General features: G+C 66.9%; 22 protein-coding genes and 1 pseudogene. 10 read left to right on the top strand and 13 right to left on the bottom strand.

All coding sequences use genetic code 11. The features are described 5' to 3' along the window. Positions 1–714 precede the first annotated feature (714 nt). The 4 genes from ACPEES_RS02385 to ACPEES_RS02400 form a co-directional block, all read right to left on the bottom strand. Positions 715–2019 (bottom strand): TRAP transporter large permease, encoded by a 1305-nt coding sequence (locus ACPEES_RS02385; RefSeq protein WP_435100711.1) that lies wholly within the window; start codon positions 2017–2019, stop codon positions 715–717. Between the two features lie 5 nt (positions 2020–2024). Continuing rightward, positions 2025–2555, bottom strand: a complete 531-nt coding sequence (locus tag ACPEES_RS02390; RefSeq protein ID WP_435100713.1) for a TRAP transporter small permease — start codon at positions 2553–2555, stop codon at positions 2025–2027. Further along, a complete protein-coding gene (locus tag ACPEES_RS02395; RefSeq protein ID WP_435100715.1) occupies positions 2542–3585 on the bottom strand; it encodes a TRAP transporter substrate-binding protein in 1044 nt (347 codons plus the stop codon). The genes ACPEES_RS02390 and ACPEES_RS02395 overlap by 14 nt, the downstream gene beginning before the upstream one ends. A gap of 84 nt (positions 3586–3669) precedes the next feature. Continuing rightward, a complete protein-coding gene (locus tag ACPEES_RS02400; protein WP_435100717.1) occupies positions 3670–4155 on the bottom strand; it encodes a MarR family winged helix-turn-helix transcriptional regulator in 486 nt (161 codons plus the stop codon). Positions 4156–4350: 195 nt separating this feature from the next. On the opposite strand from ACPEES_RS02400, the gene ACPEES_RS02405 reads away from it, so the two are divergent. Both ACPEES_RS02405 and ACPEES_RS02410 read left to right on the top strand, forming a co-directional pair. Continuing rightward, positions 4351–4617 (top strand): hypothetical protein, encoded by a 267-nt coding sequence (locus tag ACPEES_RS02405; RefSeq protein ID WP_435100719.1) that lies wholly within the window; start codon positions 4351–4353, stop codon positions 4615–4617. Positions 4618–4691: 74 nt separating this feature from the next. Continuing rightward, positions 4692–5318 carry a response regulator transcription factor gene (locus tag ACPEES_RS02410; protein ID WP_435100721.1) on the top strand — a complete coding sequence of 209 codons (627 nt, stop codon included), beginning with the start codon at positions 4692–4694 and terminating at the stop codon, positions 5316–5318. A 21-nt stretch (positions 5319–5339) separates the two neighbouring features. Here the strand turns inward: ACPEES_RS02410 and ACPEES_RS02415 are convergent, their stop codons facing one another. Beyond that, positions 5340–6677 (bottom strand): hybrid sensor histidine kinase/response regulator, encoded by a 1338-nt coding sequence (locus tag ACPEES_RS02415; protein ID WP_435100723.1) that lies wholly within the window; start codon positions 6675–6677, stop codon positions 5340–5342. Beyond that, positions 6670–7836 (bottom strand): FIST N-terminal domain-containing protein, encoded by a 1167-nt coding sequence (locus ACPEES_RS02420; RefSeq protein WP_435100725.1) that lies wholly within the window; start codon positions 7834–7836, stop codon positions 6670–6672. Before ACPEES_RS02420 ends, ACPEES_RS02415 begins: the two co-directional genes overlap by 8 nt. A gap of 279 nt (positions 7837–8115) precedes the next feature. Between ACPEES_RS02420 and ACPEES_RS02425 the strand changes: the two genes are divergently transcribed. From ACPEES_RS02425 to ACPEES_RS02460, 8 genes are read left to right on the top strand one after another with little or no spacing between them, the layout of a single operon-like run. Next, positions 8116–9489, top strand: a complete 1374-nt coding sequence (locus tag ACPEES_RS02425) for an alginate export family protein (protein ID WP_435100727.1) — start codon at positions 8116–8118, stop codon at positions 9487–9489. A 24-nt stretch (positions 9490–9513) separates the two neighbouring features. Beyond that, a complete protein-coding gene (locus ACPEES_RS02430) occupies positions 9514–11031 on the top strand; it encodes an aldehyde dehydrogenase family protein (RefSeq protein WP_435100729.1) in 1518 nt (505 codons plus the stop codon). Beyond that, positions 11031–12236 carry an amine dehydrogenase large subunit gene (locus tag ACPEES_RS02435; protein WP_435100731.1) on the top strand — a complete coding sequence of 402 codons (1206 nt, stop codon included), beginning with the start codon at positions 11031–11033 and terminating at the stop codon, positions 12234–12236. The genes ACPEES_RS02430 and ACPEES_RS02435 overlap by 1 nt, the downstream gene beginning before the upstream one ends. 10 nt (positions 12237–12246) lie before the next feature. Beyond that, complete coding sequence (locus ACPEES_RS02440) at positions 12247–12789, top strand: MauE/DoxX family redox-associated membrane protein (protein ID WP_435100733.1); 543 nt, start codon at positions 12247–12249, stop codon at positions 12787–12789. Then, a complete protein-coding gene (gene mauD, locus ACPEES_RS02445) occupies positions 12782–13438 on the top strand; it encodes a methylamine dehydrogenase accessory protein MauD (RefSeq protein ID WP_435100735.1) in 657 nt (218 codons plus the stop codon). The genes ACPEES_RS02440 and mauD overlap by 8 nt, the downstream gene beginning before the upstream one ends. Before the next feature lie 20 nt (positions 13439–13458). Then, on the top strand, positions 13459–13977 hold the full coding sequence (locus ACPEES_RS02450) for a methylamine dehydrogenase light chain (protein WP_435100737.1): 519 nt from the start codon (positions 13459–13461) through the stop codon (positions 13975–13977). Further along, positions 13970–14455 carry a c-type cytochrome gene (locus tag ACPEES_RS02455; protein ID WP_435100739.1) on the top strand — a complete coding sequence of 162 codons (486 nt, stop codon included), beginning with the start codon at positions 13970–13972 and terminating at the stop codon, positions 14453–14455. Before ACPEES_RS02450 ends, ACPEES_RS02455 begins: the two co-directional genes overlap by 8 nt. Further along, positions 14452–14883, top strand: a complete 432-nt coding sequence (locus ACPEES_RS02460; protein WP_435100741.1) for a hypothetical protein — start codon at positions 14452–14454, stop codon at positions 14881–14883. The genes ACPEES_RS02455 and ACPEES_RS02460 overlap by 4 nt, the downstream gene beginning before the upstream one ends. Positions 14884–15085: 202 nt before the next feature. Here the strand turns inward: ACPEES_RS02460 and ACPEES_RS02465 are convergent, their stop codons facing one another. The 7 genes and pseudogenes from ACPEES_RS02465 to ACPEES_RS02495 form a co-directional block, all read right to left on the bottom strand. Next, a complete protein-coding gene (locus ACPEES_RS02465) occupies positions 15086–15388 on the bottom strand; it encodes an ABC transporter substrate-binding protein (RefSeq protein ID WP_435100743.1) in 303 nt (100 codons plus the stop codon). A 21-nt stretch (positions 15389–15409) separates the two neighbouring features. Next, positions 15410–16981, bottom strand: coding sequence for a hypothetical protein (locus ACPEES_RS02470; RefSeq protein ID WP_435100745.1), 1572 nt, complete (start codon positions 16979–16981; stop codon positions 15410–15412). Beyond that, positions 16978–23226, bottom strand: a complete 6249-nt coding sequence (locus ACPEES_RS02475; protein WP_435100747.1) for an amino acid adenylation domain-containing protein — start codon at positions 23224–23226, stop codon at positions 16978–16980. The genes ACPEES_RS02470 and ACPEES_RS02475 overlap by 4 nt, the downstream gene beginning before the upstream one ends. Beyond that, positions 23204–24778, bottom strand: a complete 1575-nt coding sequence (locus tag ACPEES_RS02480; protein ID WP_435100749.1) for a carbamoyltransferase C-terminal domain-containing protein — start codon at positions 24776–24778, stop codon at positions 23204–23206. The genes ACPEES_RS02475 and ACPEES_RS02480 overlap by 23 nt, the downstream gene beginning before the upstream one ends. Beyond that, positions 24775–25767: a hypothetical protein gene (locus ACPEES_RS02485; protein WP_435100751.1), complete on the bottom strand. Its 993-nt coding sequence runs from the start codon at positions 25765–25767 to the stop codon at positions 24775–24777. The genes ACPEES_RS02480 and ACPEES_RS02485 overlap by 4 nt, the downstream gene beginning before the upstream one ends. Next, entirely contained in the window at positions 25764–26408 is a 645-nt protein-coding gene (locus tag ACPEES_RS02490) for a nucleoside deaminase (protein WP_435100753.1), read from the bottom strand. The genes ACPEES_RS02485 and ACPEES_RS02490 overlap by 4 nt, the downstream gene beginning before the upstream one ends. An 89-nt stretch (positions 26409–26497) precedes the next feature. Further along, positions 26498–26665 (bottom strand): annotated as a pseudogene (locus tag ACPEES_RS02495) (IS481 family transposase); the annotation flags it as partial.

Below are 26665 nucleotides of genomic sequence, written 5' to 3' on the forward strand. Positions count from 1 at the left end.
GGATACGACGAGCGGCTGTCAGGGAATTGTCGCCCGTGGAATCGTCGCCCGTGCCGATCACCACTAGGGACATCGGCGCGCTCGTGCGCACGCCGGTGGATTGCCGCGATGAGCGCGCCGACGGACTTGGAACCTTTGAAAGCTGTCCCCATCTAACAAAATAGCGAGGGACGAGAGAGGGCAAGAAAAAAGCCCGCATAGCGGGCTGGAATGTTTATATTGGTTTGTCGACTCTCCCCCCCTTGGCCGACGTGCCCGATCTTGCGCCGGGTCTCGTCTTCAAGGTGTAGTCGATACTACCGTAGCCACACGGCGACGCAAGCATGAATTGTGACGCGCCGCAGCATTCTGTGACTTCGTGGCATGCGGTTCATGACTGACGGGGGATTCACATTCGGGCGATTTCGTGTATACTGCACTGCATCAAGCGGTTTCAATCTCTCCTCCTCCTTGGCCGACCGATGCGTCGGCTTTTTTTTGTCCACGGCGGGTGCCGTGGCGGGGAGAGGGGCCGCTACCCGTGCCATCGGGATGCGATTTGTGCGCTGCCGGCAACGTATTTGTGACTGACAGTCGGTTCACTTTTGCGCGGAATCAGATATACTGCATTGCATCAACGGGTTTCAATCTCTCCTCCTCTTGGCCGACCACTCCTGGTCGGCTTTTTTTTGTCTGGAGCTTGCCTCGCGTGGTTGGTTCGGCGGCCGGTCGTCCCTACAGGCCTAGCCAGCGCGGAAGTGCCAGCGTGAGGGCCGGGAAGGCCGTCAGGATGGCCAGGCGCGCGACGTCCGCCAGTATGAACGGCGTCACCCCGCGCATGATCCGCACGAGCGATATGTCCGTGGCCGTCGACTGGATCACGAAGAGATTCATGCCGATCGGCGGCGTGATCAGGCCCAGTTCAATGACCGTCACCAGGATGATGCCGAACCACACCGGGTCATACCCCAGGTGAGTCACCACCGGGAAGACGAAGGGTACCGTCAGCAGCATCATCGACAGGCTGTCCATGAAACAGCCGAGCAGCAGATAGAAGGCCAGCAGCACGACCATCACCGTCCAGGCTGGCCAGTCCAGCCCGCTGACGACGCCGACGAGAAACTGGGGCAGGTTGCTCGACTCGATGAAGAAGTTGAACAACGCCGCGCCAATGAGGATGAAGAAAATCATACCGCTGGTCACGGCGGTCTCCCGGATACCGGCGGCGAGCACCTGGCGGTTGAGCTGGCCCCGTAACGCGGCGAACGCGAAAGCTCCGGCCGCTCCGATGGCCGCGGCCTCCGTAGGCGAGAAAAGCCCCGCATAGATGCCGCCGATCACCAGTGCGAACAGCGCCGCCACATCCCATGTGCGCGCCAGCGCCTGCAGGCGCTGGCCGCCGGTTCGGCGGTCACCGGCGGGCCCGAGCGTGGGGTCCAGGCGTGTACGCAGTCGCACCGCGAGCATGTAAAGGCCCATGCCCAGCAGCCCGGGAATGAGCGCGGCGGCGAACAATGCGCCAATGGACTCCCGGGTGAGTAGCGCGTAGATCACGAGAATGATGCTCGGTGGAATGAGCACCCCGAGGGTACCGCCGGCCGCCACCGAGGCCGCGGCAAGGGATTCTGCATACCCCTTGCGGCGCATCTCCGGCAGCGCCACGCGGGACATGGTCGCTGCGGTTGCCAGGCTGGAGCCGCAGATCGCGCCGAAGCCCGCGCAGGCACCGATGGTGGCGATGGCCAGACCCCCGCGCACGTGCCCGACGAAGGCGTAGATACCTTCGTAGAGATTGCGTGAAAGCCCCGCATGGGCGGCGAATACGCCCATGAAGATGAAAAGGGGAACAACCGACAACCCGTAGGGATGCACCGCTTCGAAGGGCTGGGTGCCGAGCATGAATTTCACCGCCGGCCAGCCGGCCAGGGGAATGGAGCCGACGATGCCCACCAGCCCCATGGCGACAGCCACGGGTAGCCGCAGCGCGATGAGCACGAGGGTTACGATGAAGCCGACGATGCCGGCGATCTCCGGGGGCATAGGCGTCAGCAGCCCTTGGTGGAATGGCCGGTGAACGCCTCGGCGAAATGGCGCGCGGCATTCAGCAGGGTGGCCAGTAGCGACAGGAAACAGCCCGAGAGCAAGGCGGTCCAGTAGTAGATCATCGGAATCCCGATGGTTTGGGACGAGTCACCGTAATCCAGCGCGAGCATGGCTTGCTCCCAGCCGTAGCGGCCGATGAGCGCCACGAACGTGGCCCCCGCCAGCGCTGCCAGCGCATCGAGCAACGCGCGTCCCCGCGGCGGCAGCCAGTCCGTAGCGACGGTGATGCCGACGTGGCCGTCGCGGATGAAGGCATAGGGAATGGACCAGAAGGCCATCGCCATGACGCAGAGCTGGGTGATGTCGACCATCCCGGTCAATGAGTGGTTGAGCGCGGCACGTGCGACTATGTCGGCGACGACCATCACGATGGCGAAACCCAGCACCACCACGCCGGCGGTTGCCACCAAGGCGAGTATCCACTCGGCGTAGTGGTGCATCCGGGCGACGAGGCCGTTTTCAGCCCTGGTCACTGTACTCGCGCACCAGCTCGCGGGCACGGCGATAGAGCGCTTCGGCATCGTCGACGCCGCTCGCCTCCAGCTCCTGGAGACGCGCCTCGATCATGGGCTGGAGCTGTTCGCGCCAGCGTGCACGCTCCTCGTCGCTGACACTGATGAACTCGTGGCCGCGCTCCTTGGCGTCCTTTCGGCCCGCCCGGTCCCACTTGTCCCACCAGTCGCCGAATCTGGCGACCAGCGTTTCGCCGGAGAGCTCGTCGATGGCCTGCTGGACGTCCGCCGGGAGGCTGTCGTACTTGCGCTGGTTCATCGCAAAGTAGAACGAGACCGTGTAGGCACGGGCATCGGTGTGATACTGCAGCACCTCGTTCAGCCGGAATGCGCCCACCGCATCCCAGGTGAACACGGTGCCGTCCAGGGTGCCTTTCTGCAGGTTCTCGTAGACCTCGCTCGGTGGCATGCCCACGGGGCTGGCGTCGAGGTAGTCGAGCATCTGCGAGACCGCCGGACTCGGTGTACGCAGCCGCAACCCCTCCAGGTCCTCGAGGCTGCGTACGGGTGTGTCCGTCGTATGGACCAGACCGGCATTATGGGCGTGCAGCGCCAGGACCTTGAGGCCGCGGTATTCATCGCCGAAGCGGCCGTTGCGGTAGAGCTCCCAGAGCACTCGCGAGGCGGTGTCCGCTTTCTCGACCATGAACGGCAGCTCGATGACGGATGTCGCCGGGAATCGCCCCCTCGGCAGCCCGCTCAAGCCGTGCGCGATATCCACAACGCCCGCGCGGACCTGGTCGAGCTGGCGGGTGATGTTGCCGAACGACGTGTTGCCCGGGTGGATCGTCACTTTCACGCGCCCGTCGGTACGCTTCTCCAGCGCTCTCGCCCAGGGCTCGATGAAATCCGTATGAATGCCGTGGGAAGGGGGCAGGTAATGGCTGATCTTCAGCTCGATCGTCTCCTGGGCGACAGCATTCGCGCCCAGACCGAGGCCGGCGAGGGCGACTGCGCCCAGGGCCAGGCGACGCAGCAGGCGGTGGCTCATGGTCTCCTCCTCGTTGTTCTGGGTCGGCGATACCGAATTAGCTTAGCGGTTATTGGTTTTGATAGAAAGTATTTGCCGGCGTCCCTATCGCGAGTCGCGAATGCGCTCGATCTGTTCACGCAAACGGTCCAGCAGACGGTTCAGGTCGCGACGTTCGTCGTCGGTTAGCCCCGAGAGCAGCTCCTGTTCCCAGTCGAGCGCCAGGGGCGCGATCTGCTCGTAGAGCGCACGACCGCGATCGCTCATGCGGATGACGGCGACGCGCTGATCGTTGGCATCGGTCTCGCGCCGGATGAGCTGGCTGCGGACCATGCGCTGCAGCGCGCGGCTCACGCGGGGCTTGTCCATGTTGGTGCGTTCGCTGAGCTCACCGGCGGACAGCGGCTCCTCGCGAGCGAGGTTGGCCAGAATGCGCCATTCGGGAATGGAAATGCCGAATCGTGCCTGATAGGTGTTGGCGAGCGAGCGGCTCACCCAGTCGGAGAGCACCGCCAGCCGATACGGGATGAAGCGCTCGATCTCTAGCAGGTCGGTCGCAGAGGCTTGTCGGTCGTCTCGGTTATCGCTCATGGCTCGTTCTTCAATGTGACGTGGGCGGAGTGAGGGCGGGGACGCGCCTCGTGAATCGTCGTTTTCCGGGAATTGTAACGAACGCTACGCCACGGCCGGGTGGATGTGTGCCTCCCGGGCCAAGCACCTTGTCTGCTGCGTCGCAACAAAATTCGTTAGCATGCTCGGTAAATCGATATACGGGAGTGAATGCCCATGACGCAGTGGTATCTCATCATCGGCCCGGCGGATAGCGGCGACCGGCAGGTCTACAAGGCGCGCCTGGGCGATTACGACCAGGCCGTGGCGCTGGCCGAGCGTCTCGGGCTCGGTGCCGAGGCGACGATTCTCGACGAAGCCGCCGTGGCCCGTGTTGGCCGCTATGGCTACGGTTTCCAGCTCGTCTTCCAGATTGCCCCTGAAGTCGATCCGCTCGAGTACGGGGTCGGCGAGGCGCACGTCGACGAACGCGAGGCTGCTTAGCGTTCCGATCCGGAACACTGACACCCCGTACCGTGGTAGCTTGCCTGTCACCACGGTAATCGGGGCGGGCAGGCATGCCGAGCGTACTCATAGCCGACGATCATCCCTTGATGCGGGACGCCCTGCAGCCTCTGCTGGGCGAGCTCTTCGACGATGCTCCCCGCATTGACGAAGCCGAAACCCTGTCGAGCGCCCTGACTGCGCTCGACAGCGCCACCTACGATCTGGTCCTGCTGGACCTGTGCATGCCCGGTGGTGGCGATGCTGCTGCCCTCATGGCGGCGCGGGAGCGGGCGCCCGGGGTTCCCGTCGTGGTGATCTCCCATCGCGAGGATGCCGCCGTGGTGCGCCAGAGTATTGCCGCGGGTGCTGCCGGCTACATTCCCAAATCTCTGGATACTTCACTTATCCGCAGCGCATTGCGGTTGATTCTGGACGGCGGTCAGTATTTTCCGGGCTGGGCACTCACGGACAGCGGTTCCCGTCCGACTGCCCCCGATCCGGATACGAGTGCGCTTACCCGTCGGCAGCGCACCGTGCTGCGCCTGCTCGGGGAGGGGTGTTCCAACCGCCAGATCGCCGAGGCACTGCACTTGAGCGAGTGGACGGTGAAGGCTCACGTCAGCGCCGTGCTGCGCAAGCTCGGCGTCAGCACGCGCCTCGAGGCCGCATTGATCGGTCGCGAAATCGGCACAGAGTAGCTGGTGTCCTGGAACAGGACACTAGCGCTGCAACAGGCTCCGCAGGCGCGCCGTATCCACTGGTTTATGCAGCAGGGCGATGTTCAGCTCGTGACAGGCGGTGGCGAGCCAGTCGCCGCGTTCGCTGGTGACCATGACCAGCCGAAGGCGGGGATGCGACTGCCGCAGTCGGCGCGCATACGTGAGGCCATCTTCCACCTGTTCGTCCAGATGCAGATCGACGATGACAGTGTCCACGTCGCCCGGTGGATCCGCGGGCGGGCACTCCCGGGCCGCCACGCGCGCGCCCCACTGGGTGAGCATCGAGGCCAGCCCCATTCGTACTGCCGGGTCGTTTTCGATCAGCAAGACGTGGCACGCCAGCTCCGTCGGTGGCGGCTGCGCCCCGGTACGTGCCGTGGCGGCGCCTGCCCGTGCCGGCTCACCTGCCGGCAGCGTGACGCCGAAGGAGGAACCGTGCCCCGGGCGCGAGCGCAGCGTGATGGACGCGGCCAGCAGCTCGGCCATCATGCGGACGATGGTCAGTCCCAGGCCCAGGCCTTTCTGCCCCATACCGCGGCTGTGGGGTAGTTGGTAGAACCCCCGGAAGATGCGTTCCTGCTCCGAGCGGGCGATGCCGACACCGGTATCGTAAACACCCACATGCCAGTTCGCCCCGCAGCGCCGCGTACCGAGCAGAATGCCCCCGGTGGCGGTGTAGCGCACGGCATTGCCGAGCAGATTGCGCAGGATGCGCTCGACCAGCGCCGGATCGCTGTATACCACCGCGGGCGGGCAGCGTACCCGGCAGATGAGCCCCTCGCTTTCGGCATGCAGGCGGTATTCCTGTCCCAGCCGCTGTATGAGGTGGTCGAGGCGGAAGTGCTCGGGTTGCGGCACGACGACGCCGGAGTCGAGCTTGGCGATGTCGATGAGGCTGCCCAGCAATGCCTCCATGGTTTCCAGCGTGGCCTGTCCGCCTGCGGCGAGGTCGAGAATGTGATCGTCATCCGCACGGTCGGTGATCGCCTGCAGCAGCAGGCGCGCGGCGGTGAGGGGTTGCTGGAGGTCGTGGCTCACCGCGGTGAGAAAGCTGGACTTGTTTTCGCTGGCCCGCTCGGCGCGTGCCTTGGCGCGTTGCAGCTCGTCCTCGGCGCTGCGGCGCCGGGCGATTTCGTCCATCAGCCGGCGGTTGGCTTCCACCAGCTCCGCGGTGCGCGCCTTGACCGTTTCCTCGAGCACGGCGGCGGTCTCGAACAGCGCGTAGTCGCTCTGACGTGCCCCCTGCTCGTGCTCGGCGCGCTCCATGAGCACGTTCACCATGCGCCTGAGGCGCGCATTGTCCGCGCGCAGGCGCGCCAGTTCGCCACCGTCACTCATGGGCGAATGCAATGCCTGTGAACGTCTGGTTGAGGTGCATGCGCCCGAATTGTTCGCCGTAGGAGGCGAGACCGCCGATGGTGAACCGTGCCAACAGGGCGTCGGCGGCCGGCAGCAGGCCGTCGGATTCGAGCTCCAGGTGGCGCAGGGCGCAGTCGAACGCCAGCGTCGTGGCGACGCCGCCCAGGTCCGTTGCCACCGCGTGGAGCCGGTGGCGGAGGTCGGCGATCAGGTCGCCGGGATGTGCTACCCGCAGGACGATGCCCTGATCAATGGCACAGGTGAATACCAGGCCCTCGTCCGGGTCGGTGGACACCAGGCGGACCGAGCGCACGTAGTGCGAGTCACCCACCTTTACGGCCAGCGGCCGTGCCGCGAGAACGGCGGGGGTGAGCATTTCCGGGGGCTGGCCGATGGCCCGCGCGTATGCGCGGGCGGCGGGTTCGCCATTGAGCTCCAGGACCACTCGGCGTGCCGGGTCGGCGCGTGTGACCAGCAGGCGCTGCTCGCCGGGGGTGAAATGATGGGTGCTGAAGGCCTGAAAGGCCCGTCGCGGGCGAATCAGTACCAGTACCGCCGTGTTGTCCCGGCTGTGGCCCTGATACCAGATGCGGCCAGCGAGTCTGCGGAAATGGTCACCCGTGGAAGCCCCCACGAGGTTCAGCGTGCCCAGCCCCTGGGCAACCGATGCCACCAGCCTTTCCTCGCACTGAGCGAGACCGTCGACCAGCAGCAGCGCGAAGGTGTTCTCGGCCTCCGCGGATTGTCCGCTGATCCGGTGCAGCTCGCTCTTCAGCCAGCTGGCGGCCTGAAACCCCTGGGCGAAATCGAGCCGGCTCACATCGCCGAGCGACGCCGTCACCACGTCGGCGTCACCGGGAAACGCCGTGGCGCTGATACCGTGGCTGCGATAACCGCCGGGGCCCAGCACGGCGGAGCCGATGGCGCCGAGGACGCGGGCATCCGGGCGCCGTTGCGCCAACGCGCTGCTCGTATCCGCGAGGGGATAGTCGCCGGATGACCAGACAACGATGAGTGCGTGGCGCGCGCTGCCCAGCTTGTCGTCGATCTCCGCCGCCGCCCGAGCGGGATCGCCGGCAAACGTATCGACCTGCCGGATCGTGCCGGCCGTGTGCGCGGCTGTCGCCTGCTGCTGCATGACTATCCACTCCCCCCGGCCTCGCACGAACGCGTACGTGCACTCGATGCTACCAGTTCGTCGCCGGCGCACGAGGCCGCATCCGCATCCGGTGCAGCGCAGTGGTCGCCTCGCTGGTGGAGCCTGATTGTTGCGGCGCTCGCGCACACCGATCCCGCCTCCTAACACTTTCGGGCTATATGCGGGGGCAAAAATGCTGCGTCGGGGCAATAGTGGCGTTCCGGTACACCCGCTTACGGTAGATAACCGATAACGACAAGACGATGCGGGAGGAGAGTCATGCGGCGTTCGATCGGTGCGGGTAGAGCGCTCGCTCAGTGTACGGTGGCGACCCTGACCGTCGCTGCGGGCAATGCCGGCGCTCACGACCTTTATGCCGGCCCGGACGGTTCCCGGTTCAGCATCGATACGGAGATCGGCGTCGGCTATTTCTCCAGTCAGGACGACTACTCGGGGCGCGGGCGCGAGGAGGTCGACTGGAGCGAGGCTTACATCAAGGCCGGGATATCCGGCGAGCGGGCGCTCGGCAACGGTGCCAGTGTCTATGGGGCGTTGAACCTGCTCGCTTCCACCACCGATGGCGACGGTGATGCCGGTGGATTCACCACCGGCGAGGAGAGTGAGCTCGACCTCGAGGACGCCTATGTCGGCTGGCGCTCCGGCGGTCTGTTCGGCGAGGCCGACAATGGCGTCGATTTTTCCGTGGGCAGCCAGGCCTTCACCGTAGGCGACGGCTGGCTGATCAACGGCGATGCCCTCAACGTCGGCGCGGGGCTCGGCGACGACGTCGACCGGGGCGGCGCCTACTGGCTGGCGCCCCGGCGGGCCTTTCGCCGCACTGCCATCGCGCGCTTCAGCACCGCTTCGCCGTGGCGCGGTGATGTCTTCTACCTGGCGTCGGACAACGCGGTGCAGGGCGACACCGAGATCGCCGGCGTGAATGTCGAGTACGGCAACGACCGTCTGGGCACGCTGGCAGCCACTTATCTCCGTGTCGTGGACGTGGATGACGAAGTGCTCGGCGGACTGCAGGCGCATCGCGAGGATCTCAACACGTTGAGCGTGCGGGGCAACGGCAGTCTCGGGCTCGACGACACCACTTTCGCCTTCGAGGCGACCATGCAGCGCGGTGATCCCGGCATCGCGGGCGGCGATGCGGATGTGCGCGCACACGCCTGGTATGTCGAGGGCGGATATCAGTTCGCCGACGCGCCGCTGGCACCGAAGATCACCTACCGCTTCAGCCGCTTCTCCGGCGACGATCCGGATACCACCGACATCGAGGCCTACGACCCGCTGTTCTACGGCTTCAGCCGCGGTTACGGGACCTGGTTCCAGGGCGAGGTCGCGGGCAACTACACCGGACCGTTCAACACCAACGCCGACGTTCAGCATGTGGGGCTGTATCTCCATCCCCACGAGCGCGTGCGTCTGGGCGCGTTGTATTTCGACTTCACCAGCCGCGAGACCGCTTCCGGCGTCAGCGACGATTTCGCCGAGGAGGTCGACGTGTTCATGGAGTACGCGGTGACCGATCGTCTGTTCGTCTCGCCGGTGTATTCCCGCTTCGAGCCCGGGCAGGGGCTTGCGGACACGCTCGGGCGCGACGAGACCAACCACTACTTCCAGTTGATCGCCATCTGGAACTACTGATGAGACACGCACGAGAGGCGCGCAATGACTGAACCGGCAGCCCAGCAATCCGTATTTCACGGCGTGAGCGCGGCGACACGCGCATTCGTGGAGCGCAATCATCGCCTGCATATCGGTGGCGACTGGCACGACGCTCACGACGGCGCTCGCTTGGAGGTGTTCGACCCCGCCACCGGCGTGGCCGTGGCCTCGGTGCCTGCCGCGCAGGCCAGCGACGTGGATCGGGCGGTCGCCGCGGCGCGTGATGCCTTCGAGGACGGCGAGTGGGCGCACATGCCCCCCGTGGCCAGAGAGCGTCTGCTCCTCCAGCTCGCTGACGCGATGGAGGCTCACGCCGACGAGCTCGCCGAGATCGAGAGCCTGGACCAGGGCAAGGCCGTCGGCATGGCGCGGCACCTGGATCTCACCATGGCCGTGGATTTCGTGCGCTATATGGCTGGCTGGGCGACCAAGATCGACGGCCGGACGGTTACCCCGTCGGTGCCGTATCTCCCCGATCAGACCTTCACCGGCTGGACGCGCAAGGAGCCGGTCGGCGTAGTGGGGGCGATCATTCCCTGGAACTTTCCGCTGCTTATGGCGGCGTGGAAGATCGCCCCGGCGCTTGCCACCGGCTGCACGGTGGTACTGAAGCCGGCCGAGGAAACCCCGCTTACCGCGTTGCGATTCGCCGAGCTCATCGAGTCGGTGGGTACGCCGGCAGGCGTGGTGAACGTGGTCACCGGTGAGGGGCATGCCGCCGGTGCCGCGCTCTCCGGACATCCGGGCGTGGACAAGATCGCCTTCACCGGCTCCACTGAGGTGGGCAAGCGCATCGGCAAGGCGGCCGTGGAAAACATGACCCGCGTGTCGCTGGAGCTGGGCGGCAAGTCGCCGGTGATCGTGCTCGATGACATGGATCCCCGGGCCGCTGCCCAGGGCGCGGCAGAGGCGATTTTCCTCAACCACGGACAGGTCTGTACCGCCGGATCGCGGTTGTACGTGAGCCAGCGTCACTACGACGACGTGGTCGACGGGCTCGCGGGCATCGCCCGTGGCATGCGTCTCGGTTCCGGGCGCGATCCGGAGGCGCAGATGGGGCCGCTCGTCTCGCGCGCGCAGCAGCAGCGTGTCACCGACTATATCGCCAGTGGCCGCGAGCAGGGTGCGCGCATCGCCGCTGGCGGCGGTGCCGGCGAGGGTGGGGGTTATTACGTCGAGCCCACCATTCTCGCCGACACCAATCACCAGATGCGCGTGGTACGCGAGGAGATCTTCGGACCCGTGCTCACCGTCATGCCCTACGACGACCTGGACGACGCCGCCCGTCTGGCCAACGATTCTCCGTACGGCCTGGGTGCCAGCGTGTGGTCCAACGACCTTTCCCGGGTCCACCGGCTGATACCGAAAATCCGTGCCGGCACCGTCTGGGTGAACTGCCACAACGTGCTCGATCCGGCGTTGCCGCTGGGTGGATTCAAGCAGTCGGGCATCGGTCGCGAGCTCGGCCGGGAAGTCGTCGACCTCTATACCGAAACCAAGACCGTACTCATGAGCGTTTGATGCGATCCACCGGCGGCGGTGTCCGTGCCGCCGCTGTTGCCGACCAGGGGGAGGAGTCCATGCAAACCCGAACGTCAAAGGCGCTCGCGTTGGCCGCCGCGGTGACCGCCGGCGTCGCGCACGCGCAGATCGAGCCCGAGCAGCTGGTGGTCGAGACGTTGCCTGAACGAAGCCCGCACTGGGTCTACGTGACGGACATCAGCTTCTTCCACATGCCCGATTCGAAAGTGGTTCTGTTGAACGGTGATGCCGAGACCACCAACGAAGCCTACCTCGGCATGATGTCCACGGGTTACAACCCGGGCATTGCCGTTGCGCCGGACGGCTCCGAGATCTATTCCGCCGAGACCTGGTATTCCCGGGGAACCCGGGGCGAGCGCGAGGACATCGTCACCGTTTTCGACGCCCGTACGCTGGAGCCGGTGGACGAGATCGATCTGCCGGAGAAGCGTCATTTCTCGGTCACCCAGCCCCAGGGCACCGTCACCGCCAATGGCGGCGACGACCTGCTGGTGTTCAATGTCACGCCGGCGACCAGCGTCAGCATCGTCGATCTGGAGGCTCGCGAGTTTCTCGGCGAGATCTCCCTGCCCGGTTGCGCGTTCATGTATCCCGCTCCCGAGGGGCGGCACTTCGGCACACTCTGCGCCGACGGGGCATTCATGACGGTCAGCTATGACGGCGAGGGCCGGGAAGTGGTGCGCAGCCGCCAGGCACTGTTCGATCCGGACAGCGCCCAGATCTACGAGAAGCCGGTCTACGTGGGCGAGACGCTGTACTTCGTCTCCTTCACCGGGACCGTGCATCCGGTCAACTGGTCGAACGGCGAGGCGAGCATGGGCGAGACCTGGCAGCTCGCCAGCGAGGCCGAGCGTGCGGAGAACTGGCGGCCGGGCGGCTGGATGCTGGAGGCCGCGCACAGCCCCACGGGGCGGCTGTTCACGCTGATGCACCAGGGCGGGGCCGGTACCCACAAGGACCCGGGCACCGAGGTGTGGGTCTACGACGCCGACGCCGGCGAGCGCACCGCGCGCTGGGCGCTCGAGAATCCGGCGATATCGCTGCTCGTCACCGCCGACGACGAGCCACTGATGTTCGCCATTCGCGCGGATTTCGCGGTGGACGTCTATGACGCCGGCTCCGGCGAGTACCTGCGCACCTTCGAGGGCATCGGCGACACGCCGTTTCTGATGCGCCGGCCGTGAGGGCGAGACCATGATCGATCCCGTGTTCAGTGGTATCGCGCGCGGTGTGGTGGCCGTGCTGCTGCTCGCCGCCGCGGTTTACAAACTGCGCGACCGTGCCGCATTCCAGCGCAGCGTGCGCGACTATGACCTGGTCGCCGATGTGCTGGTGCGCCCGCTCGCCTGGGCCATACCCCTCGCCGAGTCGGTCGCTGCGGCGGCAGTGGTGTTCGAGCCGACGCGCGTTGCCGGCGCCACGCTCGCCGGCGTGTTGCTCGCCGTGTTCACGCTCGCCATCGCCGTGAACCTGGCCCGCGGGCGGCGCGACATCGACTGCGGTTGCTTCGGGCCGGCCCAGGGGCAGCCGCTGTCCGGCTGGCTCGTCCCGCGCAACCTGGTGCTGATCGTGCTGACGGCAATTGCGGCCCTGCCGCCGGCGTCGCGTGCGCTGAATCCACTCGACTACGTGACCCTGGGTGCGGGTGTGGTGGTCGCCGTGCTGTTGTTCGTCGTCTCCAACGTGGTGATCGGGCTGGCGCCGCAGGCGGCCGCCCTGAGGAGGAACCATGACTAACGCATTGATCGTCTCGAATGTGGCGCTTTGGCTGGCGGTGATCGCCCTTGGCGTCCTGCTCATGGCGCTGGTGCGCCAGATCGGCGTGCTCCACGAGCGTCTCGGACCCGCCGGCGCGCTCATGATCGACAAGGGACCGAAGGTGGGCGAGCGCGCGCCCATGCACGAATCCCGCGACCTCCGGGGCGAGCCCGTGAAGATCGGCGGTATCCAGGCGGACGGCCGCAGCACGCTGGTGTTCTTCCTGTCGTCGGATTGCCCGGTGTGCAAGAGCCTGTTGCCCATGCTGCGCGTCATGGGACGGCAGGAGGCCGACTGGCTGCGTGTGGTGTTCGCCAGCGACGGCGACGAGGCCGCGCACCGCGCGCTCGTCCACCGCGAGGGCCTGGCGGACTACCCGTACCTGCTATCCAGCGAGCTGGGTATGAGTTACCAGATCGGCAAGCTCCCCTACGCGGTGATTATCGACGGCGAGGGCACCATCGGCGCCAAGGGGCTGGTGAACTCCCGTGAGCACCTGGAGAGCCTGTTCCACGCCATGGAGCTCAGGCTGCCGTCGATCCAGGCCTGGCTCGAGCGCCAGCGCGAGGCGGGTGGCGATTCGGCTGGCGACGAGAACAAGGGCGGCGTGCGCCTGCACAAGGTTTGAGGCTTGAGGAGGGGAACGCAATGAAGTGGATGGACGAGCTGTTCGAGAAGTACGCCCGCACCACCGTGCATCGCGGTTCGCGGCGAAGCTTCCTGCGCCGGATGGGCACGGTGCTGGTGGGCGGGGCGGCGTTGCCGCTGCTGCCTGTCGACCGCATTGCCGCGGCTACCAACGGCGACGGCAATGCCGGCGATCCGGGCGATCCCACGTCCTGCGACTACTGGCGCTACTGCGGGGTGGACGGTTTCCTGTGCGCCTGCTGTGGCGGCTCGGCGAGCACCTGCCCGCCGGGCTCGGAGCCGAGCCCCATCACCTGGGTGGGTACCTGCCGCAATCCCGGTGACGACCGGAACTACATCATTTCCTACAACGACTGCTGTGGTCAGGGGAGTTGCAACCGCTGCGTGTGCACCCGCAATGAGGGCGAGACGCCGACCTACGACATCCGCCGCGACAACGACACGAACTGGTGCCTGGCAGCCAAGAGCATGGCCTATCACTGCTCCACCGCCGTGGTCGTCGGGGTGGCCGATGAGTAGGCCGCTCGCGGCCCTGGGGCTGGTGGCCGCGGTGGGGACGGCTGTTCCTGCCGCGGCGGCCGATGGCAAAGCGCTGTTCGCGCAGCGCTGCGCCGCCTGCCACCAGGCCGATGCTAGCGGTGCGTCGGGGTTCATCCCGCCGTTGCGCGAGACGCTCGGCCATTTCCTGGCGGTGGACGGTGGTGACGCCTACCTGGTGAATGTGGTCACCAACGGGCTGGTCGGTCGCATCGACGTGGGCGGCCAGGCATACGCCAGCAACATGCCGGCCTTCGGCGGCGATCTCGACGCGGCCGAGATCGCGGCAGTGCTGCGCTACGTGCTCACGCGCTTCAATGACGGCAGCGCGGAGGCAGCCGGGGCGATCACCCGCGAGCAGGTCGCCACGCTCGCCGACGACAGCCTGACCGCGAATGCGGTGCACCGAACGCGTCGAACTGTTACGGACCGCCTGGCGGCGGAGGGGCTGAAGCGATGAGACAACGCACGCACTATCTAGTGGCGGTTGCCGTGAGTGTCATGACCGGCGTCGCGTGGGCCGGCCCGCGCGCGGACTACGCGCTCGAATGCGGCGGCTGTCACTTGCCCGATGGATCGGGAATGGCGCCGGAAGTGCCCGACATGCGCGGCATCATCGGTCACATGGTCAAGTTGCCTGAGGGCCGGGCGTATCTCGCGCGAGTGCCGGGCGCCGCGCAGTCCCCCTTGAGCGACGCCGCGCTCGCGCGTGTCCTGAACTGGAGCCTGGAGACGTTCGCCGCGGAGACAATGCCCCGGGATTTCGCGCCTTATGACGCGAAGGAAGTAGGGCGCCTGCGCGAGAATGTCATCGAACGCCCGATTCCTGCACGCGCCGCGCTGGTGGAAAAACTTACCGAAGCGGGCCTGCTCGGATCGCCGAAGTAGCGGGCCACGCCGGCGCCGTTGCCGATTCGCCGTGGAGGTGGGCGAAGGAAGGCTAACCACCAAGACGCCAGGAACACAAAGGAATACAGATAAGCGGGAAAGCAGAAACGGCTTCGCTGGGACGCTTCTGTCCTTTGTGACCCTTGGTGACCTTTGTGTCTTTGTGGTTAGTCTCCTTCGACCTTCCCGCCCCACCGTGCCGTCAGTTGAGCAAATGCCAGTCGCCGGCGCGGATTTCGGCCATGCGGAAAGCGGTCTCGCGGTCGAGGCCCATGTGATCGTCGGGGCTCAGGCGGAAGATGCCGGTGACGCCCACGTAGCCATCGATGGCCTCCATGGCGTCGCGCACTGCCGCACGATCGGTGGTGCCGACGGCCTTCACCGCTTCCGTGTACAGCATGAGGCCGTCGTAAGCGTAACCGCCGAAGGTGGAAAGGATAGGAAATCCAACCGCCTCCCTCGCGGTATCGCCGTGGTCACTGTATGGATCAACAAAGGCGGCCACCAGCCCGCGGCCGGAAACGCCTCATGAGAACAAATTAGCCGTGCCCTGGCCGGCTTCCGGCGTGACGTTCAGGTCGTGCAGGGCCTCGGCTATCCGTGCCGGCCAGTCCGGCGGCGGCGGCACCGGCGGCGGTGGGCGATCCAGGAGGGCCAGCGCCGCCTCCGGCAACTCCTCGGGTGATGCGGCGGCCGCGACGCCGGCGGCGATCGCATGGTCGAGATTGACCCGCTCCCAGGTGAAACCGCCGACGCCGAGCATCCGGGCGCCGGCCGCCATCACCTCGGCGATAGTGGCGCCACCGGGCTTTGCAATGCAAAGACCAGGGTGCGCGTCCCGGCCGCTGCAGAGAACCAGGGCGTCCCGCCAGGCGCCCGGCGTCAGCCGGCTCACAACCCGGATTCGCACCGGGTGCACCGGGCTCTCCAGGTCACGAAACAGCCGATGCCCGCGGCTGGCCCGCCCGGTCACCACCAGGATCAGCGCCGACGCCGTCAGGCGCGCCGCCAGCCGCCGAACCGCCTCGCACAGCGCGTCCGCCCCGACGCCGCTGCCGTCCAGGCCCATGCCGACCAGAATCAGCCGCTCCCCCGGGTGCAGGCCCAGTGCGCCTCTGATCTGTTCAGGCGGGGTTTTCGAAACGCGCGCCGCCGGGTGCCCCACGACCCGGACCAGCGCCCGGGCCGCCGGGGACAGCGCGGCCTCGGCCTCGGGGTCGCGGCTGGCGAGCCAGACGGCCAGTCGCCGGGGTGACGCACGGTCCAGTAAGGACAGGCCGTTCGCGAAGGACGTCGCGAAATACGGATGGATCTGGCGGCCGATGAGCTTCGGGTTGAGCTGGAAGTCGGTGTGGCAAATCACGACCGGTACGCCGAGCTGGGCTAGTTGCACGAGCTTGGGGTAACCCGACACGCAGGAGACGATCACCCTGGGCCGCATCGGCGCCAGGAATGCGCGCAGCGCCGCGAGGGTATTGCCGGGCACGAAATCGCTTATCCGGGGAAGGTGTTGCGTGTAAGCCTGCAGCGCGTCGGGGTCGCCGCGGTCGGCGACCAGCTTATTCCACAGCACGTGCTCGCCGACGCCGAACGCCACCCGCAGCGGGTCTACCCGCCCCGGCACGGCGGAGACGTCAACCGCCTGCGCCGCCTGCCCCAGTTCCCCGAGCGCGGCGACCAACGCCTGGGCGGCGGTGCGGGTTCCTCCGCCATGGTCGGAATGGATCACAGCGACTGGCCCGGACGCTGCCGTTGGGGGGCGGGTGTAGGTGACCCGCGACAGCCCGGCGCATAGATCCCGGATGCGTGGGTCGCATGAGGCCGTTTCGCCGAACAACGCGGGCGCGATCGGGTCGATCACCGGCAGGTAGGCAGCCAGCGCGACGAGCCGGTCCGCCACCGCACCCTCCGGCTCTGCGCCCAAGACCTCATGCGCCAGCGCGGCCAGGGCATCCGCGTATGACGGATCCTCGGTCGCAAGCGTCAGTTCCTTCTGCAGCGCCGAGCGCCAGCGCACTGGCTGCAGTTCGCGGCCATCGGCGGTCCGCAGTGTCGCGCCGATCCGCAACCTCGGTGGCGGGAGCTCTTCCGAGGTCATGAGCGCCCGAGCGCGGTTTGCAGGACGGCCAGGTTCTTGTCGAGACGGTACGCCGACAGGACATCGTGGTGGGTTCCGGATACCCGATGTGTGCGGACCGTCCCGCGGGTGTGCGCCCGCCAGGCAGCGCTGGGGTCGGCCTGCATGTCCTCGGACAGCACGATCTCGATCGGTACCGCAAGCACGCCCTCCTCCAGGCCCGCCGCGTGATACGCGACATAGGCCTCCAGCCGCTCGCGATGACTGTGCTCCCGCGACAGCGGGCCGAGCGCCCGGTATCCCCAGTCCAGCGCGAGCGCCGCGTTGATGGGCTCGCACCGCGGTACGCTGTCGACCAGGACCAGCCTCTCGACCCCGCTACCCAAGGTCGCAAGGCGTCGGGCGAGCGCGAAAGCGAGATTGCCTCCTGCCGACATGCCGAGTAGCGTGACCGGGGCCGCATGTGTTTGCACGATGGCCTCCGCGTAGGCGCCCACCGGATCGGGGCTGGGCGCGAAGTCGAAGGCGTAGAGTGCGACGCCGTCCAACCGGTACCCGAGTTCGGCAAAGAACAGGCCGAGCCCGGAAATTGGGGGGAAGGCAAAAACCGGCGGATCTGCCGGATCGCCGAATACAGTGCACGGAGGGCCGATCCCGGCCACCTCCTGAACCTTGCCCAGCAGCATGGCCTGCTCGGCGAGTGTCTCTGCACGCACGAGCCGCGCGAGCGGCGGCGCCTGCCCGACCTGCTGCCGCAACGCCTCGGCTACCTGGACCAGGGCAAGGCTGTGGCCGCCCGCCGCCGTGAATCCGAGGGTAGGATCGCGCGGGACCTCGCCCAGGACATGGGTCCAGGCGCGATGCACCGTGGCCTCATCCGGGCTGAGGGGCACGCTTCGGCTCCGCGGCGCGATCCCTGCCGCCACAACCGCCTGACGGTCGATCTTGCCATGGGCCGTCCGCGGCAGCCGGTCGAGCAGCAGGACGGTGCTGGGCACCACGGCCGCCGGCAGCTTGCTCGCGAGCCGCTCGCGCAGTCGGTCGGGATCGACCTTGCCCGCCACGGCGAGACGGAGGGCCCCGTCCCGAACTACCGCCACCGCCTCCAGGACGCCTGGCTCCCGCTGCACCAAACGCTCCACCTCACCCGGGATCACCCGTTGGCCACGCAGCTTGACCTCGTCGTCGCGGCGACCGCGCATCCAGATCAGGCCGTCCGCGCCGACGGCGGCGAGGTCACCGGACCTGTAGCGGCGCGTCCCGTCGAGCGTCGCGAACCGCTCGGCGGTCTGCCGTGGGTGATCGATGTATCCCGCCGCCACGCCGATCCCGGCAATTTCCAACTCGCCGACACCGCCTTCGGGCACCGGGCGACCATGCTCGTCGATCACCCGGCAGGTCACGCCGGGCAGCGGGCGCCCGATCGGCAGGCGTGTCGCATCCGCGATCTCGGCCGGCCGCCAGCGGTGTGCGGCGCTGATGTCCGCGCATTCGGTCGGGCCATAGACGTTGCCGAACCACTTCAGCCCGCAGGCATCGCTGCGCAGCCAGTCCCGGAAATCAGCCGGAGAGGGCGCCTCACCGCCCAGCGCCAGCACCCGCAGCGACTGAAGGGGCGCGTAACCCTGCCGTGCGACGGCGCGGATCGCCGGCAGCACCTGCCCGGGCGTTCCGGGGTTCAGCACGGTGGCGCGGCTGTCCGCGATGCACGCGGCCAGGGCGTCCGGATCGTAAGGGCCCTCGGGGAACAGGACGACCCGGGCGCCACGGGTCAGAGGCGTAAGGGCGTTCTTGAGCGAAGCGTCGAAGGAGCTGGCAATGATCGACAGCACGCGATCCTCGTCGGTCATCTCGCAGAAGCCGGCGAACCAGGAGCACAGGTTCGCCAGCGCCCGATGCCGGATGCGAACCCCCTTGGGCTGCCCGGTGGAGCCCGAGGTGAAGATGGCATAGGCAGCGTCGTCCGGCCGCGCCCGATGGACCGCTGTGGCCGGCGGCTGGAGCGTGTCGGCATCGATCTCGCGCACCCGGGGCGCCCGGCAGGCCGCGCGCCTGTGGTCGACCCGCAGGACCGCGTCGAATCCGGTGCGGGTAAGCGCGTTCTCCGAGGGCGCGTCGATCTCCGACAACTCGACGCTTGCGAGGCCGGAAACGACCCCTGGCAAATCCGTCACGAAGCTGCGCGCGACATAGAGCGCATGGGGATCGGCGTCCATGCCGCGCCGCTCCGGGTCCCACAGGTGTCCCAGGAAAATCGTCCCGCCGTCGTGGACGTTGGCGGTCACAGCCCGGAGCAGCCGGCTCAAGTAGTCGAGCGATGGCAAACTCTGGATCACGCTGTTGAGGATGACGACGTCGTACGGCCCGCCGGTCTTGACGGCCTCCTCGGCCGCGCGCTGGACGCAGATGACGTGGTCCCAGCCCGCGGCATCGCAGGCGCGCCGGCACCACGCCAGCATCTCACCGGAGAGGTCCGTTGCGGTATAATGCCCGACATGCGGCGCGATCGCCGCCATACTTAGTCCCGAGCCACAGCCGACTTCCAGCACGCGGGTTTCGGGGCCGAGCGCAAACGCGAGCTTACCACGGACGTTTGCGGCATAGGCCTCCATCACCTCGGCGCTGAGGACCGAGCCGTCGGCGGGATCGCGCCAGCCGCCTGCGGCGATGGCGTCCGTCGCGGTTCGCGCCACCTGGTCCCACAGCTCCCCGGACATTCGTGGGCCGGGGGCGGCGCCGCGGCCGCGGTCGAGCAAAAGGGTCATCCTGGTCGACGACTCGCCCCAGGCCAGGCGCTCGGCGAGCCGCCTGTATCCCGCATCGTACAACAGCGCCCGCGCTCCGGTCTGGCGCATCACCTGGGCGAGATGGCTCTCGGGCAGGCCGGGATGGAGCGGCACGTAGCAATGGCCTGCCCGGAGCACGCCGAGCATGGCGGCCATCTGCGGGATCGACCGATCGGCGAGGACCGCGACGTCGCTGCTGCGCGGCAGATCTTCCGCCAGGACGCCGGCGATGGCGTTCGACGTCTCGTCGAGGGCCCGGTAGCTGAGCCGCTCCCCAGCGTGCTCGACCGCGACGGCGTCGGGCCGGTCGAGCGCCTGCGTCCGGAATTTCACGTCGACGCTGGTGGCGCTGTCGGTCGTGGTGGGGGGCCCCGGGGAGCGGGACCCGGGCAGATCCAGGGCAAGGCGCTCTACACAACCCGCGGCGCCGGCCCGTGCCAGATCCACCAGCCCCCCGAGCCATGCTTGCGCCACCCGCCGCGACAGCCGCGCACGGTCGTAGGAAAGCTGGAACGCCATGCCCTTGGCGTTCCGGTAGACGTAGAGCGTGGCGGCGAACTGGGCCGTTCCCAGCGTATAGTCGAACTCGCCGAGACTCTGGCCCAAGCTCACGGGAATCGGCGTTTCGCAGACCTCCAGTTCCTCGAAGTTCTGAAAGGCCAGCACGACCTCGAACGGCGGCCCGGCGTGGCCCGTGTTCTTGACGATCTCGTCGAGCGGGCAGTGCTGATGGTCGGCCGCGACCGCGATCTGCCTGGCGGCCTCGTGGAACAGGCCCGGCAACTCGCAGCGCTCGTCGACCGTCAGGCGCAAGGGCATCGTGTTTACGAAACAGCCGACCACTCGGTCGAGCGCGGCATCCCGTCGGTTCGCGAAACCCAGGCCGATACAAAGATCGCCCTCGCCTGTCGCCCTCGCGACGACGGCTGCCAGACACCCGAGAACGACCGCCGCCTGGGTCACCCCGCAAGTACGGGCGGAGGCCGCCACCGCCGCCGCGGTATCGGCGTCCAGGAGCGTTGTCTCCAGTCCAGCACCCTGCCGGCCCGTCTGCGGGTAGGGCAGCGCCGGCGGTGGGGGCGCAAGATAGTCGCGCCAGAAAGCTAGGCTTTGCGACAGCTCTGCGGCTTGCTCGGCAAGCGCGTGATCGATCAGGGACGGCCCGGGGGGGGCGAGCGGGGCGTCGAGGTCGTGGTAGAGCCGATTGGCCTCGTCCAGCAGCCGCATGACCGCCCAGCCGTCGATCAGGGCGTGATGGAGCACCCAGATCAGGTGCCAGCCGTCCGGGGCCGCAATCAGGGCGAGCCGCCAGGGCGGGACCGCTTCGGCCTCGAGCCGGGGCCGGGCGAACTGGTCAGCCAGCTCGCGCGCCCCGGTCGGGCTCTCGGCGTTCAGCCGCTCGACCGCCACCAAGGCTTCGGCGGACACCGTCTGGACCAGACCGTCATCGGTCGCGGCGAACGACGTGCGCAGGCCAGGATGACGGGCGGCCAGTCGGGCCACCACGGTCTCGAAGCGGTCCGGGTCGAACTGCGGTCCCAGATGGCGATACAGCGGCACATTGTACGCGCCTGACGGGGCGAGCAAGGCCGAGAACCACATGCGGGACTGGGCGTGCGTGGCCGGGCCTGTCGAGCGGTCGGATCCGCGCTCCTCCCCCGCCGTAAAGGGGCGAAGGGCCGCCGCGATGTCCGCCGGTGTCGGGTCGCCCATCAGCGCAGATGTATCGAGATCGTGCCCTTGCGTGCGCAGGCGCGAGATCAGGCGGATCGCCGCGATGCTGTCAGCGCCTTCGGAGAGAAAGCGTGCGTCTGCCGCCGGCGGATGACCAAGGACTTCAGTCCATATTTCCCGGACAAGTCGCGTGCTGTCGTCTTCGGACGGGTCTGTCTGTGACGCGGAACCCGCCGCCGGGGCCGCATGCGCGATCAGACTGTCGTGGTCGATCTTGCCGTTGTGTGTGGTGGGAAACGGGCCGTCCCAGTGAACGATACGGTGCGGGATCTGGTGGGCTGGTAGCCGTCCGCGCAGCCATGCGCGGAGCGTCTCGGCGTTCGCGTTGCCCGACACGAAGCCGAGCAGTTCGCCCCCGATTTCGCGAGGCCGATAGGCCACGGCCGCCTGGCGAACCCCCGGGGCACCGCCGAGTTGGTGCTCGATCTCGGACAGTTGCACTCGCTGGCCGGCGATCTTGACCTGATCGTCTGTCCGCCCCCGAAACTCCAGGTGACCGTCAGCGCGACGGCGGCCGAGATCTCCGGTCCGGTAGATGCGCGTTCCGTCCAGCCCGGTCACGAAGGCGGCGTCGGTGAGTTCCGGACGCCCGAAATAGCCTTTCGCCAGCAGCTTGCCCGATAAACAAAGCTCTCCGGTCTCGCCATCGGGCACCGGTACGCCGTCCTCGTCCAGGACGTATGCGCCGACACCTTGCAGCGGCGCGCCGATCGGGACGTAGTCGAGACCGGATACCGTGTCCGCAGTGACTTGGAAACAGGTCGAATCGACACAGTTCTCGGTCGGTCCGTACATGTTGTAAATCCGCGCGTCGCGCAGGCCGGGCGTTTCGAAGATCCGCTTCAGCAATGCGATGGGGACTTGCTCGCCGCCGGTTACCAGGCGCTCGACCGGGGTGTCGTCCGTGCCAAGTCCAGCCTCGATCAGCAGATCGAGTTGCGAGGCGACGACGTTCACCAACTGGACGCGGTGCCGGCGGATCAGCTCGACGAATACGGTCGGATCCCGTCGTGCGGCGTCAGAGACGATCACCAGCGTGTTCCGATCGACCAGCCCCGAGAAGACCTGCTGCACGGTCACGTCGAAGACGAACGGCGCCGAGATCGCCTCGCGGAACCCGTGCGGCACGCCGTCGTAGAGGATGGGGCGGACGGCCTCGAGCAGATGACTCAGGGCCGCGTGCCCTATTTCGACCCCTTTCGGCTGGCCGGTCGACCCCGAGGTGTAGACGATGTAGGCGCTGTCCCGGGGGGCCGGCATGACATCGACGGGCCACGCGGTTGCCCTGCCGGTCATGTCTCTGCCGATCATGTCGTCGAGAACGACCGCCTCGGCATCGCTCTCCGCTGGCGTGTCGCCCTCGGCGCACAACACGATCCGGCACCCGGCATCGCCCAGCACATAGCGTCGGCGGGCCTCGGGCCACGCGCGATCAATTGGGACGAAGGCAACCCGGGCGAGTCCGGCGGCGAGCATAGCCACGGGCATCCGCCGGTCGTGCGGCAGTATCAGGCCGACGTGAGCGCCCGCCCCGTAAGCGGGGCTGGCCATTATACGGTGGGCGACGGCGGTCGCAGCCGCGATCACCTCTCGGCGGGTCATGGGCCCCTGTCCGTCGATCAGGGCAATATCGTCCGAATGGCTGCGGGCAAGGCGGAGGGCCTGTTCGGTGACCGTGCCCCCGACCGGGGTCGCGGTCGCTTCGAGGTCCTTGGTCCCGGCGTCAGGCGTGGGCCCGGCGCGCATAGTGGATGCCGTTCGCCACGAAGCCGTCCAGCCCTTGCTCCCAGCAGAAGCTGGCCAGTTCGGACCTGCGGTTGATGAACCCCCGTTCGCTGAAATTGAGGGAGGTGTTGCAGAGCACCGCGCTTCCTGTGCGCCGCTCGAAGGCACGCAGGAGGGCGGCAATCTGTGGGTTCTGGGCAGCCGTGACCGTCTGCACGCGGCAACTGCCGTCCACGTGGGTCACTGCTTTCAGGCGATCATCCTTGACGCGGTAGAAGTACAGCATGTGCGGTCCCGGCAATTCGCCGTCGAACCAGCGCTCGGCCCCGTCTAACAGGCAAATCGCGGCAACCGGACGATAGTCCTCTCGCTTCTTGATGGCGTTCAGACGCTGGCGGGTTGCCTCGCTGAACGGTTCCGCTAGGATCGAGCGATTGCCAAGCGCCCGTGGGCCCATTTCATAGCGCCCCTCGGCCCAGGCGATGATCTCGCCCGCCTCCAGGCGCGCCGCGATCTCGTCGAGATCGACGGGACCGGCGGAAAACTGCGCCGGATTGACAGGATCGTCATCGAGGAAGGCCTCGCCGCAGAACACGGACCAGTCATGCAACTTGGCGTTGCCGGTCAGGTGATGCTGGGCCTCGACCGCGGTTCCGATGGCCGCGCCGGTGTCGTTCGTGCACGGCGGGACGAAGACGGCATCGAACAGGCCCGACCGTGCCCAACGGGAGTTCCACTCACAATTCAGGCCACAGCCACCGCTGATCAGAAGCGGTAGCCCTTCGGTCAGATTTGCCCGCGCAAATTCATAGAAGATGTCGAAGACCCGGTTCGAGAAATGGCCCGCCAGCTCTTGGAAATCCGGATGCGTGACACCGATGTTGTGATAGCGCGACCAGGCGAACTGCGCCTTCTCGATCTTCCTGACCAGACCGTCCGACGCCAGGATCTGCTCGATTAGCTGCGTGCCGTCGTGATCGAGCGGGGTGAACTTGGCGAACGCCGCCAGCGCCATCAGCTTGCCGGCGTTGGAGAAGCGGAAATGGCCCTTGATGCTGGGGAAATCGGGATCGGCGATGCCGAAAAGCTGACCGTACTTGTTCCCTGGATCGACCAGCGGCCAGCCCAGCCGCTCGATCTCCAGGTTCGCGCCGATCCGGTAGAAGCAGCCGAGATTACCCTCCCAGACCAGCGCATAGCACGGCTGCCCCTGTGGAAAGGGCGAGAGACCGTAGCTGCAGAACAGGTGCGATCGCTCGTGCGTCGAGCTAAAGAGCGTCGCCTCCTGTCCCATGAAGCGGATGGTCTCGCACGACTTGTGCCCGTCGCCCCAGCCGTAGTAGCCGCCGTTCACGACCGGCTCGACCGAGTGCCAGCCCTTGACCCACCCGCTGAGGGCAAAGACGTCGGGCACGGTTTCCATATAGCGCCCGGCGCGCATGAAGAGATCGGGCGTAATTTGCTCGTAACGCGGAAAGCTGTCCTTTTCCGCTTCGAGCTGCCAGCGCAGGACCCCATCCTCGACCAGGGCGACGTTGCCGTCGTGGCCCGGCTTCATCGCTAGGATCTTCATGCGGACAGGGTTCCCGATTCAGGACGTTTCAGATTCATCAGGATACCCTGTTTGAGCTGGTTCTTCGTGAAGTCCTCCCGGCCGCGATAGGTGTCCTCCGGCGCCGAGAGGTCCTCGGAGGTGAGGCCGAGGTAGATCTTCATCCCCTCTTCCCTCTTGCGCCTGGCAAGCGCGATCACGTCGGCGAGGCTCGGCGGCACGTAGCCGCCCAAGGCCTTGGCTCGCCGGGCCCAGGGGGTGCCGCGCGCGACATACATCGGGTTTAGACGTATGGTCAGCGAAATGCCGCGGGCGGCGCAGTGATCGCGGACGTAATCGACGCTGCGCTCGGCCTCCTCGGCCGCCTCGCCGTCGGTCATGGCCGGGTCGGGTTTGTAGAGCACGTAGGTTGTCAGTTCGCCACCCGCCGCGGCGACCTCGTCAAGCCCGTCGGTGAAGACCGACAGCGGCTCCCGCTTGCGCAGGACGTCGTCGCGCAGACGCTCGTCAAGCGTCTCGAAGCCGGTCAGGATATCGAGAGTCTTTCCGCTCATCCGGGCCAGGGCTCGCAGCCGTTCCGCCTTGGCGAACTCGAGGCGCGTTTCGATAACAATCTTTCGAATGTTCGGAACAACCGAGACGGACGTGCAGATTTCGTCGAGCGTGTCGGGGCAGAACGTCGTCTCGTCGAAGACCGAGCCCTCGTTCGCGATGGTTAACCGCTCGAAGGACCCGATGGAGTTCTTCATTTCCTCCATTACGTTCATGAACTGCGTCTTGATCGACGCGCCGTCGATGTAGGTCTGCGGGGATTTTAGCGGCAGTGCGCAGAACGCGCACTGGTACCGGCACCGTTTTGTATAGAACAAAATCGCCAAATCCTGCTCGCCCAGGAAGTTCCGGTGCAGGAAGAAATGAGGCCACTCCAAGCTGCCATTTCCAGAATTCATGGGTTTCGGCGGCCCGTAGGTCAGGTAATACTGCTTCAGCAAATCGGTCAGACCCGTCATGAACAGCACCGTTCCTTTGTTCGATCAAGTGTGAGTGCGTCCAGAACCTCGGCATTCAAAGCGAAGACATCGGCGGCAAGCCTGCCCAGTGGGGACGCACTCCCGCAGGCCTCGATTTTGAGCGGCCGCTTGCGATCGCTCGCCATCCGCACATAGCCCGGCGGCATGCGGTCGAAATTGCCCAGCGCCCCGCAAGCGTCGTCCTTGGCCGCATAGACTACGCGTCCAATGCCGCTGTTGATCAGGCGGACGGTGCACATTGGACAGCATTCCAGCGAGGTGTAGAGCGTGAGGTCCACCGCCGGCGGCATTCCGGTCAGCGATTCGAGCACGTCGAGCGCGACCGATTCCGCGTGCCACGCCGTGCGCCAGCGGGGCACGAAGGCCTGGTTCCGACCCTCGGCGATCGGCTCGCCGCCGCAGGCGACGACGGCGCCGACGCCGTGATTGCCCTCGGCCGCCGAGACCAGGGCCAAGGCCACCGCCCCCCACATCAGCAGATCGTCCGGCGTCTCGCATAATGGCAGGATGTCCCGCAGTTCCGACAGGCAGCGTTTTCCGCCGGGGCCGAGCGTTTGCTCCCCTTCGAGCCGATCGAGAATACTTCGCGGAACCTGCGCGGCGGGTTGATCCAAATTCACCGGAGCCCCTGCCTATGCTTGAATCCGCTTCTATTATACTAACGAAATGAGTTAAGTATTAGGAGATCCAACCAAAAAGGATAGGAAATTCAGCTGTCGAGACTCGGGTGATCGTATACCAATTTTCGAAATAACTCGGGTCGATCCCGTTGCCATGCCTTGAGGGTCTGCACCGGCGTTCGGTGATGCAGCACGCGCTGCGGAATATGGTGGTTGTAGAGTCGGTTGTAGTCGCGCAGCGTCTGCTCGAGGCCGGC

This window comes from Arhodomonas sp. AD133, from assembly GCF_051195215.1.
GTDB lineage: Bacteria > Pseudomonadota > Gammaproteobacteria > Nitrococcales > Nitrococcaceae > Arhodomonas.

Bases quoted from the DNA above. Each gene is read 5' to 3' on its own strand.
- ACPEES_RS02385 (WP_435100711.1), bottom strand. From the start codon at position 2,019: ATGCCCCCGGAGATCGCCGGCATCGTCGGCTTCATCGTAACCCTCGTG.
- ACPEES_RS02395 (WP_435100715.1), bottom strand. From the start codon at position 3,585: ATGAGCCACCGCCTGCTGCGTCGCCTGGCCCTGGGCGCAGTCGCCCTC.
- ACPEES_RS02400 (WP_435100717.1), bottom strand. From the start codon at position 4,155: ATGAGCGATAACCGAGACGACCGACAAGCCTCTGCGACCGACCTGCTA.
- ACPEES_RS02405 (WP_435100719.1), top strand. From the start codon at position 4,351: ATGACGCAGTGGTATCTCATCATCGGCCCGGCGGATAGCGGCGACCGG.
- ACPEES_RS02410 (WP_435100721.1), top strand. From the start codon at position 4,692: ATGCCGAGCGTACTCATAGCCGACGATCATCCCTTGATGCGGGACGCC.
- ACPEES_RS02415 (WP_435100723.1), bottom strand. From the start codon at position 6,677: ATGAGTGACGGTGGCGAACTGGCGCGCCTGCGCGCGGACAATGCGCGC.
- ACPEES_RS02420 (WP_435100725.1), bottom strand. From the start codon at position 7,836: ATGCAGCAGCAGGCGACAGCCGCGCACACGGCCGGCACGATCCGGCAG.
- ACPEES_RS02425 (WP_435100727.1), top strand. From the start codon at position 8,116: ATGCGGCGTTCGATCGGTGCGGGTAGAGCGCTCGCTCAGTGTACGGTG.
- ACPEES_RS02430 (WP_435100729.1), top strand. From the start codon at position 9,514: ATGACTGAACCGGCAGCCCAGCAATCCGTATTTCACGGCGTGAGCGCG.
- ACPEES_RS02435 (WP_435100731.1), top strand. From the start codon at position 11,031: ATGCGATCCACCGGCGGCGGTGTCCGTGCCGCCGCTGTTGCCGACCAG.
- ACPEES_RS02440 (WP_435100733.1), top strand. From the start codon at position 12,247: ATGATCGATCCCGTGTTCAGTGGTATCGCGCGCGGTGTGGTGGCCGTG.
- mauD (WP_435100735.1), top strand. From the start codon at position 12,782: ATGACTAACGCATTGATCGTCTCGAATGTGGCGCTTTGGCTGGCGGTG.
- ACPEES_RS02450 (WP_435100737.1), top strand. From the start codon at position 13,459: ATGAAGTGGATGGACGAGCTGTTCGAGAAGTACGCCCGCACCACCGTG.
- ACPEES_RS02455 (WP_435100739.1), top strand. From the start codon at position 13,970: ATGAGTAGGCCGCTCGCGGCCCTGGGGCTGGTGGCCGCGGTGGGGACG.
- ACPEES_RS02460 (WP_435100741.1), top strand. From the start codon at position 14,452: ATGAGACAACGCACGCACTATCTAGTGGCGGTTGCCGTGAGTGTCATG.
- ACPEES_RS02470 (WP_435100745.1), bottom strand. From the start codon at position 16,981: ATGACCTCGGAAGAGCTCCCGCCACCGAGGTTGCGGATCGGCGCGACA.
- ACPEES_RS02475 (WP_435100747.1), bottom strand. From the start codon at position 23,226: ATGCGCGCCGGGCCCACGCCTGACGCCGGGACCAAGGACCTCGAAGCG.
- ACPEES_RS02480 (WP_435100749.1), bottom strand. From the start codon at position 24,778: ATGAAGATCCTAGCGATGAAGCCGGGCCACGACGGCAACGTCGCCCTG.
- ACPEES_RS02485 (WP_435100751.1), bottom strand. From the start codon at position 25,767: ATGACGGGTCTGACCGATTTGCTGAAGCAGTATTACCTGACCTACGGG.